This window comes from Gordonia spumicola, assembly GCF_009932475.1.
GTDB lineage: Bacteria > Actinomycetota > Actinomycetes > Mycobacteriales > Mycobacteriaceae > Gordonia > Gordonia spumicola.
Map to the genome: position 1 here is coordinate 2,146,030 of NZ_BJOV01000005.1, position 13,824 is coordinate 2,159,853.

Consider the following 13,824-nt stretch of genomic DNA (forward strand, 5'->3'; position numbering starts at 1 on the left):
GTCAGTCTATCTGGCCCTTGGCGGCCTTCGCCGCCGCCTCGGCGTCTTCTTCCGCGATCTGCTCCCCCGCGGCCTTTCCGATCTGCTCCAAGATGTACCGCAACGCCACCGCGAGGCACGACGCCGCGGGCACCGCGAGGAACGCGCCGGTGATGCCGTACAGCGAACCGCCGAGCGTCACCGCCAACAGCACGATCACCGCGTGCAGGTCCATCGACTTGGCCTGCAGCCACGGCTGCAGGACGTTGCCCTCCAACTGCTGCACCACCAGGATGATCGCCAACACGATGAGCGCCTTCGTCACGCTGCCAGACACGAGGGCGATCAACACCGCGAGGGCTCCGGCGACGAACGCGCCGACGATCGGGATGAATCCGCCGATGAACGTGATCACGATGAGCACGCCCGCCAGCGGCACGTTCAACACCACCAGACCGATGCCGATCAGGGCCGCGTCGACGAAGCTCACGATCGCCTGCGTCCGGATGAACCCTCCGAGGGTGTTCCACATCCGCAGCATCACCTCGCCGAGATGCGACTGTCCGTCGGCGACGCCCATCGTGCGGTTGAGCCACGGGATGAACCGCGGCCCGTCCTTGAGGAAGAAGAAGACGAGCACCGCGGTCGTGAACAGCGTGACGATCGCCGACGTCGCGACCCCGACACCGTTGAACACACCCGTCGCGATCGTCGACGCGCTCTTCTGCAGCTTGTCGGTGATCTCCGTGACGACCGACGAGATCTGCTCGTCACCGATGTTCAGCGGCGGGCCCTGCGCCCAGTCCTGCACTCGCTTGACGCCGTCGACGGCCTGATTCGCCAGCTCCGGGGCCTGATCGACGATCGACGGCACGATCAGACCGATCACCCCCGCGACGACGCCCACGCCGATCAAGACCACCAGGACGGTCGCACCGGCGGCCGGGACGCCCTTGCTCCGCAGCCAACGAACCGGCGGCCACAGCACGGTCGAGACCACGATCGCGAGGATCACCGGGAGCAGCACGACCCAGAACTTCGCCAGCAGGATCATCAGCGCATAGAGGAACGCGAGCACCACGATCATCTGCAGACACACCGTGGCCGTCGACTTCAGTCCGGCGAGAAACACCCGGCCACGGGTCGAGTGGCCCTGCTCGCCGTCGGGGCCGATGGCGCCCTCGTCGGGCTCCACGAGAGGTTCAGCGTGCTCGTTGTCCTCAGTCACGTCCTCATGGTCACACAGGGCACCGACATTTCGACGACGGCGCACCGCCATGTCTGTTTTCCGCTAGACGAGGCCCGATGCGCGGCGGCATGGTGAACGAGTGACCGACACCGAACTCGCCCATCGTCGACTCGACTTCGACAGCTGCTACCGCGCACTCGCCGCCCGGGACAAGCGGTTCGACGGCCAGTTCGTGACCATCGTCCACAGCACCGGCATCTACTGCAGGCCGTCCTGCCCGGCGCGAACGCCCAAGCGCGAGAACGTCGACTTCGTGCCGACGGCGGCCGCGGCGGCCGTCCGCGGCTTCCGGGCGTGCCGCCGATGCCTCCCGGACGCGACACCCGGCTCTCCGCGCTGGAACAACGACGCGGACCTCGCCGCCCGCGCCATGCGACTGATCGCGGACGGCGTCGTCGACCGCGGCGGCGTCGGCGGGCTGGCGTCCGCGCTCGGCTACACCGAACGGCATCTGAGTCGGGTGCTGACCACCGAACTCGGTGCGGGGACCGCGGCGCTCGCCCGCACGCACCGGGCGGTCTCCGCGCGGATCCTGCTCACCGCGACCGACCTCACCGTCACCGACGTCGCCTTCGCGGCGGGCTTCTCCAGCGTCCGGCAGTTCAACGACACGATGCGCGAGATGTACGCCGCGACACCGACCGAACTGCGCGCGGCGGGCCGACGCACCGCTCACGCGCCGGGCGGACACAGCGACGCGATCTCGCTGAAACTGCCGTTCCGCCCGCCCTACGACGCCGCGTGGACCATGTACGGGCTCGCCTCGCACGCGGTTCCCGGCATCGAGCACTGCGACGGGCGGACGTACCGCCGCAGCCTGTCGCTGCCGCACGGGCCCGCGACCGTCCAGGTGACGCTCGAGGGCGACCACGCGGCCGTCCGTTTCGATCACCTCGACCTCGCCGACCTCGGCGCCGCGGTCAATCGCGTCCGCCGACTCCTCGACCTCGACGCCGACCCGGTCGCCGTCGACGCGACGCTGGGCTCCGACCCGATCCTCGGTCCCCTCGTGGCCGCGCACCCCGGGATACGACTGCCGGGCAGCGTCGACGGCGCCGAGACGCTCACCCGGGTGATGCTCGGCCAACAGGTCAGCGTCAAGGCCGCCAGGACCAGGACCGGCCGACTCGTCGCGGCGCTCGGCGAGCCCCTCCCGTGGGCCGACGATCACCTCACGCACCTGTTCCCGACCGCCGGATCGATCGCAGCCCGCGGCGCGGACGTCCTCACCGGACCCTCTCGTTCGATCGCCGCGATCACCGGGGCGGCCGCTGCCTGTGGACAGGGGATGGAACTGCACGCGGGGGTCGATGCGTCTGACTTACGAGCGGACCTGCTGCGTCTGAAAGGCGTCGGATACTGGACCGCCGACCAGGTGGTCATGCGGGTCACCGGCGATCCGGACGTCCTGCCCCGCGCCGACTTGGTGATCGACCGGGCGCTCGCCGACCTCGGAGCGGGCCCGGACGACGCCACGTCGTGGCGACCGTGGCGGTCGTACGCGTCGATGCACCTGTGGCGCAGACAGCTCGCTCACCTCATCGAAGACCGGGCATCCGAACAAGGAGCACGCACATGACCACCTTCCCTCCACCCGAGTTCACCTGGGCGGGCGTCGACACGCCCGACGGCCGTTTCACCGTGATCGTCGACGACGACGGCGTCGTCTACGCGTCCGGCTGGACGGACGATCCGGCGTACCTGCACAACCTGATCGCGCCGTCGCTGCGGGAAGACCCGCGGCGGGACGCCATGCGGCACGGGGACGGCGGCGACGCGATCGCGGCCGTGGAGTCCTACTACGCGGGCGACCTCGACGCCCCGTCGCGCATCCGCGTGCGGCAGACATCCGGCCCGTTCCTGACCGCGGCGTGGTCCGCCCTCCGCCGGGTCCCGCCGGGGCCGCCCGTCACGTACTCGCGCCTGGCCGAACTGGCGGGCAATCCGGCCGCCGTCCGCGGTGCCGCATCGTGCTGCGCGCGCAACGCGGCCGCGCTCTTCGTGCCGTGTCACCGCGTGGTCCGCATCGGCGGGGCACTCGGCGGCTTCCGGTACGGGCTTCAGGTGAAACGGTCCCTCATCGACCGGGAGACCTCCGCGAAAGCGGCTTGACCGGCGGCGACCGGCGAATTGTCGGAGGCGAGGTCCATGATGGCCGCATGACAACGACTGCAGCCGTCATCGGACCCGTCTGCCTCGTCATCGGGGCGTTGCTCGGGTGGTTCGCGCACAGCGCCGCCAGACGCGACGCGGCCGACCTCCCGTCGGCCGACATGGTCGCCCCGCTGCGCGACACGCTCGGCCAGCTGTCCGACGAGCTCCGCCGCTCCGAACACAACCGGGTCCACGCCTTCGCCGGGCTGAGCGAGCAGGTCCGCGGCATGCAGCTGACGTCGCATCGACTGCACGAGCAGACCGCGCGACTCGCCGGAGCCCTGCAGGCCCCGCAGATCCGGGGCCGCTGGGGCGAGATCCAGCTCGAGCGGGTCGTCGAACTGTCCGGCATGTCGCGGCACTGCGACTTCTCGACGCAGGTTCACGGCCAGACCGCCGACCGCGTGGTCCGGCCCGACATGGTCGTCCACCTCGCGGGCGGTCGGACCATCGTCGTCGACGCGAAGGTCCCCCTGCAGGCGTTCCTCGACTCGACGTCGGCGGGCATCAGCCCGGAGGCGGCCCACGACAAGGCCGTCCGCCACGCGCAGGCGGTGCGCGCGCACATCAACTCCCTGTCGGCGAAGTCGTACTGGTCGGCGCAGGCCAGCTCACCGGAGTTCGTCGTCCTGTTCCTCCCGGGCGACGGCGTGCTCGACGCCGCGATGCAACACGACGCCGACCTCCTCGACTACGCCTTCGCCAGGGACATCGTGCTGGCGACACCCGGCACGTTGATCGCGCTCCTCCGCACCGTCGCGCTCGGGTGGCGTCAGCACGCGATGGCCGAGGACGCCGAACAGATCCAGACCCTGGGGCGCGAACTGTACCGACGCATCGACCAGGTGCTCGGGCACCTCGACAAGGTCGGGTCGGCGCTGCGACGGTCCGTCGAAAGCTACAACTCCGCGATCGGAGCCGTCGACACCCGCCTCGGAGTCACCGCACGAAAGTTGTCGGAATTGGAGGCGCTGGCGGTGTCGCCCGGCCAGACGACGACCGACCGCACGCGCCTGAAACCCGTCGACGCCACGGTGAGATCCATGTCACCGCGCACCTAGTTTTCAGGAAACTCACGGGCTCGGATGGGGCCGGTTGGCACCACGTACCGGTACCGTCTAGGTGTGTTTCCCCGATCGTTCGCCGGCTCAGCCGTGCCCGCCGACCAGCAGTCCGTCATTCCGGCGGTCCGTGGTCTGCCGTGGTGGGCCGCGACCCTCCTGGCAACCGGCTTCACCGCCGTCGGAGCCTTCCTCAGCGCGGACGAGACTCCTCCCCTCGGCCGGATCTTCAAGATCTGCCTGGTCCTGGGCTCGATCCTCGCCGCGCTCGTCGTCCGACGCCGGGCTTTGTTCACGGCGGCCGTCCAGCCACCGCTCATCGCCTTCATCGTCGGCATCGTCGCACTGTTCAGCCAGCACACGGGCTCGACCGACAAGAAGACCGTCATCATCAAGGTCGTCCTGCCGATCGCGAACGCGTTCCCGTGGATGATCGTCGCCTTCATCGCCGCACTGCTGGTCGTCCTCGCCCGGTTGGCCTTCACCGGCCCCGCCGACAAACGCCTGTTCAGCCCGCTGACACGTCGGATCGGCGGCGGCAAGCCGACCACGAAGGGGTCGTCGAAAGGCTCCGCGTCGAAGGCCGGTCGGCCGAAGTCCGCCGCCACGAAGGCGCCCGCCACCAAGGGTTCGGCCAGGACCGCTCCGTCGCGCGAGCGTCGCTCGTCGGACGCGGCCACCACGAAGACCGCGGCGCGGACGGCTCCCTCACGCCAGGCCCCGGCACCGCAGACGAAACAGGCTCAGCAGCCGAAGCGCACCGCACAGCGCCAGGCTCCGAAGCCTGCGGCCGCCGCGGCGACCACCCGCATCCCCGCCCGTCAGGCTCCGCAGGCGCAGGCCCCGACGGCGACTCCGGCTCAGCCGCGTCGTCCGGAGCCGACCCGGTCCAGGCCCCCGAAGTCGCAGCGCCAGACGGCGGGACAGCAGCTTCGCGAACGCGGCCACATCGAAGACCTCGCCGCCGGTCTCGACGACTGACGTCTCGACGACGGGTCTACACGCCGTTCTCTGCCAGCCATGCGGCGAGGTCCCGGGCCGCGGCGTCGACGACCTGCGGCCAGTCCATCGCCGAGTCGTCGGCCTTGTCGCTGACCACTTTCACGAGCGTCAACGGCACGCGATACGCCCGGCACACCTGCGCGACGGCGGCGCCCTCCATGTCGACGAGGTCGGCGCGTCGCGCCAGCATGGCCCGATGATCCACGTCGGTGACGAACGTGTCTCCGGTGGCGAGCACGGTGCCGTCGCCCCCGTCGATCTCCCACCTGTCGGCCAGGTCGAAGCCGATCGCCGACAGCTCGGCCGCACTGATGTCGTGTTCGACCACGGCCGACGGCACGAACAGGCCCGAATGGCGATCGTGCAGCGCGCCCGCGGTTCCGATGTTGATCACGCGTGTGGCTCCGCCGCGTTCGAGCGCCCGGGTGAGCGCTATCGCCGCGCGGACCTTCCCGATTCCGGTGATCAACACGTCGACGTCGGACGGCACGTGAGCGGCCTCCGCTCGGGTGGCCGCGACGACGAGAACGCTCACGACAGCCTGGACAGGTGATCGAACCGGTTGTTCGCGATCCGCATCGCCACCTCGTAGGGGAACGCGAACTTGCGCGCCCACCAATACCCGAATCGGACGTCGAACGACGTGTACACCAGGTACTTGTTCTTGGTGACACCCTCGAGGATCGCCTCGGCGGCCCTCTCCGGGGACACCGCGATCTTGTGGAATCCGTCGACCTGTTTGGCGACGCGGGGATCGCTGCGGTCGAGGCCGACGATCTCGACGGTGCCGACGAGCGGCGTCGCCACGCCGCCCGGGCAGACGAGCGACACCCCGATTCCATGGCGACGCAGGTCGTACCGCAGCACCTCGGACACTCCGCGGATGCCGAACTTGCTCGCGCTGTACGCGGCGTGCCACGGCAACGCGAGCAATCCCGCCGCCGACGACACGTTGACGAGCTGACCGCCCCGACCACGCCGGACCATCGGCGGCACGAAGCACTCGATCACATGGATCGGTCCCATCAGGTTCACATCGACGAGCTTGCGCCAGTGCCGGTGCTCCAGATTCTCGACGGTGCCCCACGCGGAGATCCCCGCGACGTTCATGACGACGTCCATCACGCCGACCTCCGCGTCCACCGACCTCGCGAACGACGCGACCCATTCGTAGTCGGAGACGTCGCCCGCGGCGTGGTAGACGACGGCGTCGCCGAGATCGGAGACGACGGCGTCGAGGGCCTGCGCCGTCAGGTCGGTGAGGACCAGCTTCGCGCCAGCGTCGGCGGCCGCGACGGCCGTCGCCCGTCCGATCCCGCTCGCCGCTCCGGTGATGAGCACGGTGCGGCCGCGGAGCGTCGGAACGGGTGTCGGAACCCAGAACAAGTCGCGGATCGTGGTGAGGCGTGCACGCAAGTCGAGACCCATGCCACAGAGCCTACCGAGGCCTCGCCCCGATCAGATCGGGAGCTTCCCGCCGAACACCGAGTAGACCACCGACAGGATCGCCTTCAGGACGTCGGCGGACACGTCCTGCCCCTTCGTCATCAGGATGCGGGCCGCGTCCTGCGGGCTCTTCGCCTTGACGAGTTCGTCGATCAACGGGCCGATGGCGCTGAGTCCGGCGAGGTCGACGCCCGATGCGGAGTCGTCCGACGGGACCGTCTGATCCTGCGGGGTGACGCCGGAGTTCTTGTTCTCGACGCCGGGCGCGGGGACCGGAGCCGTCGGATTGGCGGCGGCGGCGTTGCCGTCGACGTACGACGAGATCCCGTTGGTGATGGCGACCGCGTAGCGCGCGGCGCCCTGCGGCGACGCCAACGCCGCGGCTTCGATCGGATCGGACAGGTTGCCCATCTCGATGAACACCGCGGGCACGCGGGTCAGGTTGACGGCCGCGATGTCCGGACGGGTCTGGATGCCGTCGACCGCTCCCGCGTAGTTCGCCGGGGTGAATCCGGCGGCCTTGAAGGCGTCGCGCATGGTGTTCGACGCCTTGCGGCCCTCACCGGACTGCACGGCGTCGACCGTCTTGTCGGGGATCGGCAGCGTCGGGACGATCATGTGGAAGCCGGTCTTGGCCGCGTCGGCGCCGGTGCTGGTGGAGTCGGCGTGCAGACTGACGGCGACGGCCGCTCCGGAGCGACTCGCGGCCTCGGCGCGTTCGTCGACGCAGCCGCCCCACCCGGTGTCGTCGTTGCGGCTGAGCACGACGCGTGCGCCCTTGCTCTCGAGGGCGGCCTTCACGAGTTGGGTGATGTCCCAGTTGATGGTGTGCTCGGGCTTGCCGGTCACCGAGATCGCCCCGGTGGTCTGGCATTCCTTGGTGCCGCCGCGACCGTCGGGGACCTGCTTGTTGAGGTCGTGCCCCGCCGCCGAGCCCTGATGTCCGGGATCGAGGAAGATCGTCTTGCCGGTCAGCTGCTTCGCGACCGGGGTCGCGGGCGCGGCGGGCGCCGCGTTCGACGACGGCGCCACGACGCCGAGCACGAGGGCCGACGATGCGGCGAGCGAGGCTGCCGCGAGAACTCCGCGACGTACACGTACAGCGTTCATCGGCGCTGATTCCCTTCCATACGAAACACCAGTGGTCACACTGATCACTTGCGTAACAGTGAACCAGTAGTCGAGGGTCGGTGTCGAACGGCGGACCGCCGCCGCCGGAAATCGTTAACCGCCTGTGACCAGACGGGCGATGTCAGGTCAGGTGCCGCGTGAGATGCAGAACGCCGTGTTCGTCGTCGGCGTCGGGACCGAGCACCGCCCGCAGTGCCGCGTCGGCCCCGACGACGTCCAACCCCGAGCCGATGACGACGAGCGACGTCGACGGCGATTGGGCGCCCCACGGCGCGCGCGTCACCCTGACCACTCCCCCGACGGCCTGGATGACGTACGCCTCGTCGGCATGCCCCGGCCGGTCGACGAGGACGGTGCCCTTGATCCGGTATGCGCCGACCGGCGGCCGCTCGAGGAAGGCCGCGAGCCTGCGCGGGTCGACCGGACCCGCGTGGTCGAGCGAGACCGATTCGAACTCGGCGTGCAGGTGATCGTGGTGATGGTCGTCGCGGAGCAGGTCGTCCAGCGCCAGCTGGCGAGGACCGTCGTCGGCCGGACGGTCGGGAGCGTCGTCGAACAGCAGGCTCGGATCGACGGCCGCATCGGTCACCGCGAGCACCGACGCGGTGGAGTTGACCGCCCGCACCGCCTCCCGCACGGCCGCCGACTCCGCGTCGTCCACCGTGTCGGCCTTGTTGAGGACCACCAGATCGGCGACGGCCACGTGCCCGCGGACCGAGGGATGCGTCGCGAGGGTCGTCAGATACTCCGCCGAGTCGACGACGTAGACGAGCCCTCCGTACGACACCGTGGCCGACCGCGCCGCCAAGACCAGACGGATCAGCGCGGGAGGCTCGGCGATCCCGCTGGCTTCGATGAGGATCGCGTCGAGACCGACGTCCGGCGCCGACAGCGCGGCGATCGCATCGCCGAGGCCCGCGGCGTCCGTGGTGCAGCACATGCAGCCGCCCGGCAGGCTGACGGTTCCACCCGCCGCCCCCGACACGAGCAGCGAATCGATGTCCACCGACCCGAAATCGTTGACCAGCACCCCTATCCGACGTCCGCCCGCGTGCCGGAGGACATGATTGAGAAGCGTCGTCTTGCCCGCACCGAGGAATCCGGCGAGCACGACGACGGGAATGTGCCGATCATTCCCCGTCAATGCGCGCATTCGGCACAGAGCACGGCGAGTTCCCGGCCGTCCCGATCGGGGTGATTGGCGACGTTCGACGTCGGTGCGCCGCATTCGACGCATCGCCCGATCACCGCGGGCGCTCCGAAGTCCACGGACATCCGTTTGTCGAAGACGTAGAGCGAACCGTCCCACAGTCCGTCGTCGCCGAATCGCTCGCCGTATCGGACTATTCCGCCGTCGAGTTGATACACCTCCCGGAATCCCCTATTGACCATGAGCGCGCTCAGCACCTCACATCGCACGCCGCCGGTGCAGTAGGTCACGACCGGTTTGTCTTTCAGGTGGTCGAGCGCTCCGCTCTCGATCAGCGGAATGAAATCCCTCGTGGTCTCGATCTCCGGGACGATCGCGTCGCGGAAACGACCGATCTGCGCCTCGATCGAGTTGCGTCCGTCGAGGAATGCGACGTCGGAGCCTCGCCTGGCGACAAGGTCGTGCAATTGCTCGGGCGACAGGTGCGTCCCGCCGCCGACCACGCCGTCGGCGTCCACCCGCACTTCGTCCGGCGCGCCGAATGTGACGATCTCGGGGCGAGTCTTGACCGACAGTCGAGGGAAGTCGTCACCCACTCCGTCCGACCATTTGATGTCGGCATTCTTGAACGCCGCGTATGAACGCGTGGCTTTCACGTAGCGTTTGACGTCGCGGATGTCACCGCCGACTGTTGCGTTCACGCCGTGAGGTGACACGATGATCCTGCCGCGCAGGCCTAGCGCGGAGCACACGGAGTGCTGCCAGAGGCTGATCGCCTCCGGGTCGGGCAGCGGCGTGAACACATAGAACAACACGATTTTGGGAGTCGCCACAGTGCAAGGGTACGGACCTCGCGGCGCGATCGTCGGCGTCGCCCTCCTCGGAGTGCTCGCCGCGGCCCTCTCGGGCTGCGGCCTCCTCAGCGAGAACGGTGCACCCGATCGGATCGTCATTCCGGCGACGGATCAACTGTCGACCGAATCGAAGCCCGCGACGATCTCGGCATCGGTCGGGGCACGGACGAGCGACAACTCCGTCCCCTCCGAGTGGAGCTACGAGCGGGTGATCAAAAGCGCTCCCCGCGTGAGCAATTCCGATTTCCAAGAGGGTGCGACGTCGCAGGACGGCGATCGGGAGGACGTGTCGGGATATCACTTCTCGTCGGCCGACCGCAGTGTGCGATGCTCCACCGGCAACAATGGAGCGCAAGCACTCGCGTGCGTGTCCGATTCGACGATCGGGCCCGCCTCGCCCCCGGCCGATGAGGACCCGGGCTGCACGTGGGACCGCCATCTCGTCGTCCTTTCGAGCGACGGGGTGCGCGCGGGAGGCTGTTCCAATCGCTACTCGGTGCTCTATCGCTCCCACACGGTGGCGCCCGGATCGGCGATCACCGTCGACCGTTTCGCGTGCCTGTCCGAGACCGACGGCCTGTATTGCGTCGAATCGAGCTCGGGCAGCGGATTCTCCATTACTCCAAAGGGTTACAAAGAGCTGCGGGCCGCCGATAGAGCCCCCGAATCACTGACCGGCGTCACGGATGAATCGTCGACGCCGAATTCGAGTTCCAGTGTTGTTCCGACACGCTGAAATACGTGTACAGTGGGCGCTGATATAGCTGCCAATTCGCCGCGAGAGGGAACCTATGGCAAAGAAGACCGTTATCAAGATCGTCGACGACATCGACGGTGCCGAGCTGCTCGACGATGAATACGAGACCGTGCGCTGGAGCATCGACGGCAAGAGCTACGAGTTCGACACGTCGCCCGAACACGCCGAAGAGTTCCGCAATCATGTCGCGACATATGTCGCCGCGTCGCGCATCGTGAACCGCGCGCAGCAGCGTCGTCCCGCGACGGGCGGAACCCGCCCCGCGGCCAACACCCGGGTGATCCGTGAATGGGCGAACGCCAACGGCTTCACCGTGAGCGACCGCGGCCGCATCCCGGCCGACGTCCTCGCCGCCTACGAAGCCGCGAACTGACGTCGACAAGACGGTCACAGCGCCCCGAACCGCGACTCGGTTCGGGGCGCTGTCTCATTCCGCGGGGATTCACGTCACCGTGACTTTTAGTCGTCGTCGACGGTGACGGTCCGGCTATCCTGACCAACCATGACTGCCCTTTCCACGGTGAGGCGACGCATCTCGTCCCTGCCGTCTCGACGCCGCTGGCTGCCATTGCTGATCGTGGTGCTGCTTGTCGGAGCCCTCGCCGCATGCGGATCGTCCTCCGACTCGAGCGATGGTGACGACGCGAGTCTGTGCGCGCCGCCCGGCGTGAACAGCGCGTCGGCCGCGCCGACCAACCTCGCCAAGAGCGCACAGGCTCCCGACCGCTACACCACCGAGTCGGTGACTCCGCTCGACCAGATCGACAAGAACGATCTCGGCCTCATCAAGCCCGGCACCATCATCGTCGGCACCCTCGGCGATGCTCCGCCGAGCATCTGCGTCAACACCAAGCAGCAGTACACCGGCATGGACAACGAGATGTTGAAGGCCATGGCGGGCAAGCTCGGACTGCAGGTCGAGTTCGTCGGGACCGAGTTCTCGGGCCTCCTCGCCCAGGTGGCGGGCAAGCGCTTCGACGTCGGGTCGTCGTCGATCACCACCACCGACGAACGACGCCAGACCGTCGCGTTCACCAACGGCTACGACTTCGGCTACTTCTCTCTCGTGGCGCCGGTCGGCGGCTCGATCAAGGGATTCGGCGACCTCAACGGATCGACGCGCATCGGCGTCGTCCAGGGCACCGTGCAGGACGACTACGTCGTGAACACCCCTGCACCTGAACCCGGTGAAGTTCCCCGACTACGCCACCGCGTACGCGAACCTGAAGTCGCGGCAGATCGACGCGTGGGTCGCGCCCAGCCAGCAGGCCGAGGGAACGGTTCAGCCGTCGGACGGCATGGCGATCCTGGAGAACACCTTCAGCATCAACAACTTCACCGCATGGGCCGTCAACAGGGGCAACCCGAAGCTCGTCGACGCGCTGAACAGCGCGCTGGACGCGATCATCGCCGACGGCACGTGGGCCACGCTCTACAAGGACTGGGCTCCGCGCACCCTGCCCGCGGGCTGGAAGCCGGGTTCGAAATCGGCTCCGGCTCCGGTGCTCCCCGACTTCGAGGCCATCGCGAAGGCCAATGCGAGCAAGAAGGAGCAGGCACAGGCCGTCGCCCCGAAGAGCACCCTCGAGCAGCTGCGGGAGACGTTCTTCAACGGTGAGAAGTTCCGTCAGGCGCTGCCCGACCTGTTCACGACCGGCCTGCCGAACACCCTGAAGATCGCGCTGACGTCGGGGGTGATCGGCACCGTCCTCGGCCTGCTTCTCGCGGTCGCGGGCATCTCCCGCACCCGATGGCTGCGCTGGCCCGCCCGCGTGTACACCGACATCTTCCGCGGTCTGCCCGCCGTCGTCGTCATCCTCATGGTCGGACTCGGCTTCGGCCCGGTGGTCAAGGACCTGACCGGCGGCAACCCGTTCTGGCTCGGTTCGATCGCGCTCGGGCTGCTGGCCGCGGCGTACATCGGCGAGATCTTCCGCTCCGGCATCCAGAGCGTCGAGGCCGGTCAGATGGAAGCCTCGCGCGCGCTCGGATTCTCGTACGGGTCGTCGATGCGCCTCGTCGTCATCCCGCAGGGCGTCCGCCGTGTGCTGCCCGCACTGATGAACCAGTTCATCGTCCTCATCAAGGACTCGTCGCTGATCTACTTCCTCGGCCTGACCGTGATGCAGCGCGACCTGTTCGCCGTCGGCAAGGACTTCAACGCCGACAGCGGCAACCTGACGCCGCTGCTCGCCGCGGGTCTGCTGTACCTGATCCTGACCGTGCCGCTGACCCACCTGGTCAACTACATCGACAAGCGCCTGCGCGTCGGAAAGGCCTGATCATCGTGAGCACTCCCCTCACCTCGCCGTCTGCCGTGTCCCTGACCGGCCGCGACCTCCACCTGTCGTTCGGCGACCACAAGGTGCTGCACGGCGTCGACATCCACGTGGCCGCCGGAACCACGACGACCGTCATCGGCCCGTCCGGATCGGGCAAGTCGACGCTGCTGCGCGTCCTCAACAGGCTCCACGAGCCGCAGCAGGGCGACATCCTCGTCGACGGCCGCTCGGTGCTCAAGGACAATCCGGACGTCTTGCGTCGCCGTATCGGAATGGTGTTCCAGCAGTTCAACCTGTTCCCGCACAAGACTGTCGCGCAGAACGTCGCACTGGCACCGCAGAAGCTCCGCGGACTCGCCAAGGACGAGGCGTACGCCCTCGCCCTCGCCCAGTTGGACGCCGTCGGACTGCGGCACAAGGCCGACGTCCGGCCGTCCACGCTGTCCGGCGGCCAGCAGCAGCGCGTCGCCATCGCGCGCGCTCTCGCGATGACCCCGGAGATCATGTTCTTCGACGAGGCGACCAGTGCGCTCGACCCGGAACTGGTCAAGGGCGTCCTCGGGCTGATGGCCGAACTGTCTCAGGAGGGCATGACGATGATCGTCGTGACCCACGAGATGGGCTACGCACGCGATGTCTCCGACAACGTCGTGTTCATGGACGAGGGCCGCGTCGTCGAGACCGGAACCCCGCAGAAGGTGTTCGAGGCGGCTGAGAGCGAGCGCCTCCGGACCTTCCTGTCGCAGGTCCTCTGACCTG

At 68.5% G+C, this 13,824-nt stretch carries 13 protein-coding genes and 1 pseudogene; 8 read left to right on the top strand and 6 right to left on the bottom strand.

Going from position 1 to position 13,824, the window contains the following annotated elements; genetic code table 11:
- Nucleotide 1: 1 nt before the first annotated feature.
- Nucleotides 2-1,258 (bottom strand): AI-2E family transporter, encoded by a 1,257-nt coding sequence (locus GYB83_RS21295; RefSeq protein ID WP_161897280.1) that lies wholly within the window; start codon nucleotides 1,256-1,258, stop codon nucleotides 2-4.
- A 49-nt stretch (nucleotides 1,259-1,307) separates the two neighbouring features.
- On the opposite strand from GYB83_RS21295, the gene GYB83_RS21300 reads away from it, so the two are divergent.
- The 4 genes from GYB83_RS21300 (at nucleotide 1,308) to GYB83_RS21315 (ending at nucleotide 5,424) form a co-directional block, all read left to right on the top strand.
- Nucleotides 1,308-2,807, top strand: a complete 1,500-nt coding sequence (locus GYB83_RS21300; protein WP_161897281.1) for an AlkA N-terminal domain-containing protein — start codon at nucleotides 1,308-1,310, stop codon at nucleotides 2,805-2,807.
- Nucleotides 2,804-3,340, top strand: a complete 537-nt coding sequence (locus GYB83_RS21305) for a methylated-DNA--[protein]-cysteine S-methyltransferase (RefSeq protein WP_161897282.1) — start codon at nucleotides 2,804-2,806, stop codon at nucleotides 3,338-3,340. Before GYB83_RS21300 ends, GYB83_RS21305 begins: the two co-directional genes overlap by 4 nt.
- A gap of 47 nt (nucleotides 3,341-3,387) precedes the next feature.
- Complete coding sequence (locus GYB83_RS21310) at nucleotides 3,388-4,443, top strand: DNA recombination protein RmuC (protein ID WP_228461694.1); 1,056 nt, start codon at nucleotides 3,388-3,390, stop codon at nucleotides 4,441-4,443.
- Between the two features lie 63 nt (nucleotides 4,444-4,506).
- Entirely contained in the window at nucleotides 4,507-5,424 is a 918-nt protein-coding gene (locus tag GYB83_RS21315; RefSeq protein WP_161897283.1) for a DUF6542 domain-containing protein, read from the top strand.
- A 16-nt stretch (nucleotides 5,425-5,440) separates the two neighbouring features.
- Here the strand turns inward: GYB83_RS21315 and GYB83_RS21320 are convergent, their stop codons facing one another.
- The 5 genes from GYB83_RS21320 to trhO all read right to left on the bottom strand — a co-directional run bounded on the left by GYB83_RS21320 (nucleotide 5,441) and on the right by trhO (nucleotide 10,005).
- Nucleotides 5,441-5,980 carry a nucleosidase gene (locus tag GYB83_RS21320; protein WP_161897284.1) on the bottom strand — a complete coding sequence of 180 codons (540 nt, stop codon included), beginning with the start codon at nucleotides 5,978-5,980 and terminating at the stop codon, nucleotides 5,441-5,443.
- Nucleotides 5,977-6,873, bottom strand: coding sequence for an SDR family oxidoreductase (locus GYB83_RS21325; RefSeq protein WP_161897285.1), 897 nt, complete (start codon nucleotides 6,871-6,873; stop codon nucleotides 5,977-5,979). The genes GYB83_RS21320 and GYB83_RS21325 overlap by 4 nt, the downstream gene beginning before the upstream one ends.
- Before the next feature lie 30 nt (nucleotides 6,874-6,903).
- Complete coding sequence (locus GYB83_RS21330; RefSeq protein ID WP_161897286.1) at nucleotides 6,904-8,001, bottom strand: N-acetylmuramoyl-L-alanine amidase; 1,098 nt, start codon at nucleotides 7,999-8,001, stop codon at nucleotides 6,904-6,906.
- 142 nt (nucleotides 8,002-8,143) lie between these two features.
- Complete coding sequence (locus GYB83_RS21335) at nucleotides 8,144-9,175, bottom strand: CobW family GTP-binding protein (protein ID WP_161897287.1); 1,032 nt, start codon at nucleotides 9,173-9,175, stop codon at nucleotides 8,144-8,146.
- A complete protein-coding gene (trhO, locus tag GYB83_RS21340; RefSeq protein WP_161897288.1) occupies nucleotides 9,163-10,005 on the bottom strand; it encodes an oxygen-dependent tRNA uridine(34) hydroxylase TrhO in 843 nt (280 codons plus the stop codon). The genes GYB83_RS21335 and trhO overlap by 13 nt, the downstream gene beginning before the upstream one ends.
- Before the next feature lies 1 nt (nucleotide 10,006).
- Here trhO and GYB83_RS21345 point away from each other — a divergent pair, with 1 nt between their 5' ends.
- The 4 genes and pseudogenes from GYB83_RS21345 to GYB83_RS21360 all read left to right on the top strand — a co-directional run bounded on the left by GYB83_RS21345 (nucleotide 10,007) and on the right by GYB83_RS21360 (nucleotide 13,820).
- The gene (locus GYB83_RS21345) at nucleotides 10,007-10,762 is read left to right on the top strand and encodes a hypothetical protein (RefSeq protein WP_161897289.1); all 756 of its coding nucleotides are present in this window, start codon (nucleotides 10,007-10,009) and stop codon (nucleotides 10,760-10,762) included.
- Nucleotides 10,763-10,817: 55 nt separating this feature from the next.
- Nucleotides 10,818-11,156 carry a histone-like nucleoid-structuring protein Lsr2 gene (locus GYB83_RS21350; RefSeq protein ID WP_161897290.1) on the top strand — a complete coding sequence of 113 codons (339 nt, stop codon included), beginning with the start codon at nucleotides 10,818-10,820 and terminating at the stop codon, nucleotides 11,154-11,156.
- A gap of 129 nt (nucleotides 11,157-11,285) precedes the next feature.
- Nucleotides 11,286-13,065, top strand: a pseudogene (locus GYB83_RS21355) (ABC transporter substrate-binding protein/permease).
- Nucleotides 13,065-13,820, top strand: a complete 756-nt coding sequence (locus tag GYB83_RS21360) for an amino acid ABC transporter ATP-binding protein (RefSeq protein ID WP_371865351.1) — start codon at nucleotides 13,065-13,067, stop codon at nucleotides 13,818-13,820. Before GYB83_RS21355 ends, GYB83_RS21360 begins: the two are co-directional and overlap by 1 nt.
- Nucleotides 13,821-13,824: the final 4 nt, after the last annotated feature.

What these genes read in the sequence shown, in the direction of transcription:
- GYB83_RS21295 (WP_161897280.1), bottom strand. Translation starts at nt 1,258, where the DNA reads ATGGCGGTGCGCCGTCGTCGAAATGTCGGTGCCCTGTGTGACCATGAG.
- GYB83_RS21305 (WP_161897282.1), top strand. Translation starts at nt 2,804, where the DNA reads ATGACCACCTTCCCTCCACCCGAGTTCACCTGGGCGGGCGTCGACACG.
- GYB83_RS21310 (WP_228461694.1), top strand. Translation starts at nt 3,388, where the DNA reads ATGACAACGACTGCAGCCGTCATCGGACCCGTCTGCCTCGTCATCGGG.
- GYB83_RS21325 (WP_161897285.1), bottom strand. Translation starts at nt 6,873, where the DNA reads ATGGGTCTCGACTTGCGTGCACGCCTCACCACGATCCGCGACTTGTTC.
- GYB83_RS21330 (WP_161897286.1), bottom strand. Translation starts at nt 8,001, where the DNA reads ATGAACGCTGTACGTGTACGTCGCGGAGTTCTCGCGGCAGCCTCGCTC.
- GYB83_RS21335 (WP_161897287.1), bottom strand. Translation starts at nt 9,175, where the DNA reads ATGCGCGCATTGACGGGGAATGATCGGCACATTCCCGTCGTCGTGCTC.
- GYB83_RS21350 (WP_161897290.1), top strand. Translation starts at nt 10,818, where the DNA reads ATGGCAAAGAAGACCGTTATCAAGATCGTCGACGACATCGACGGTGCC.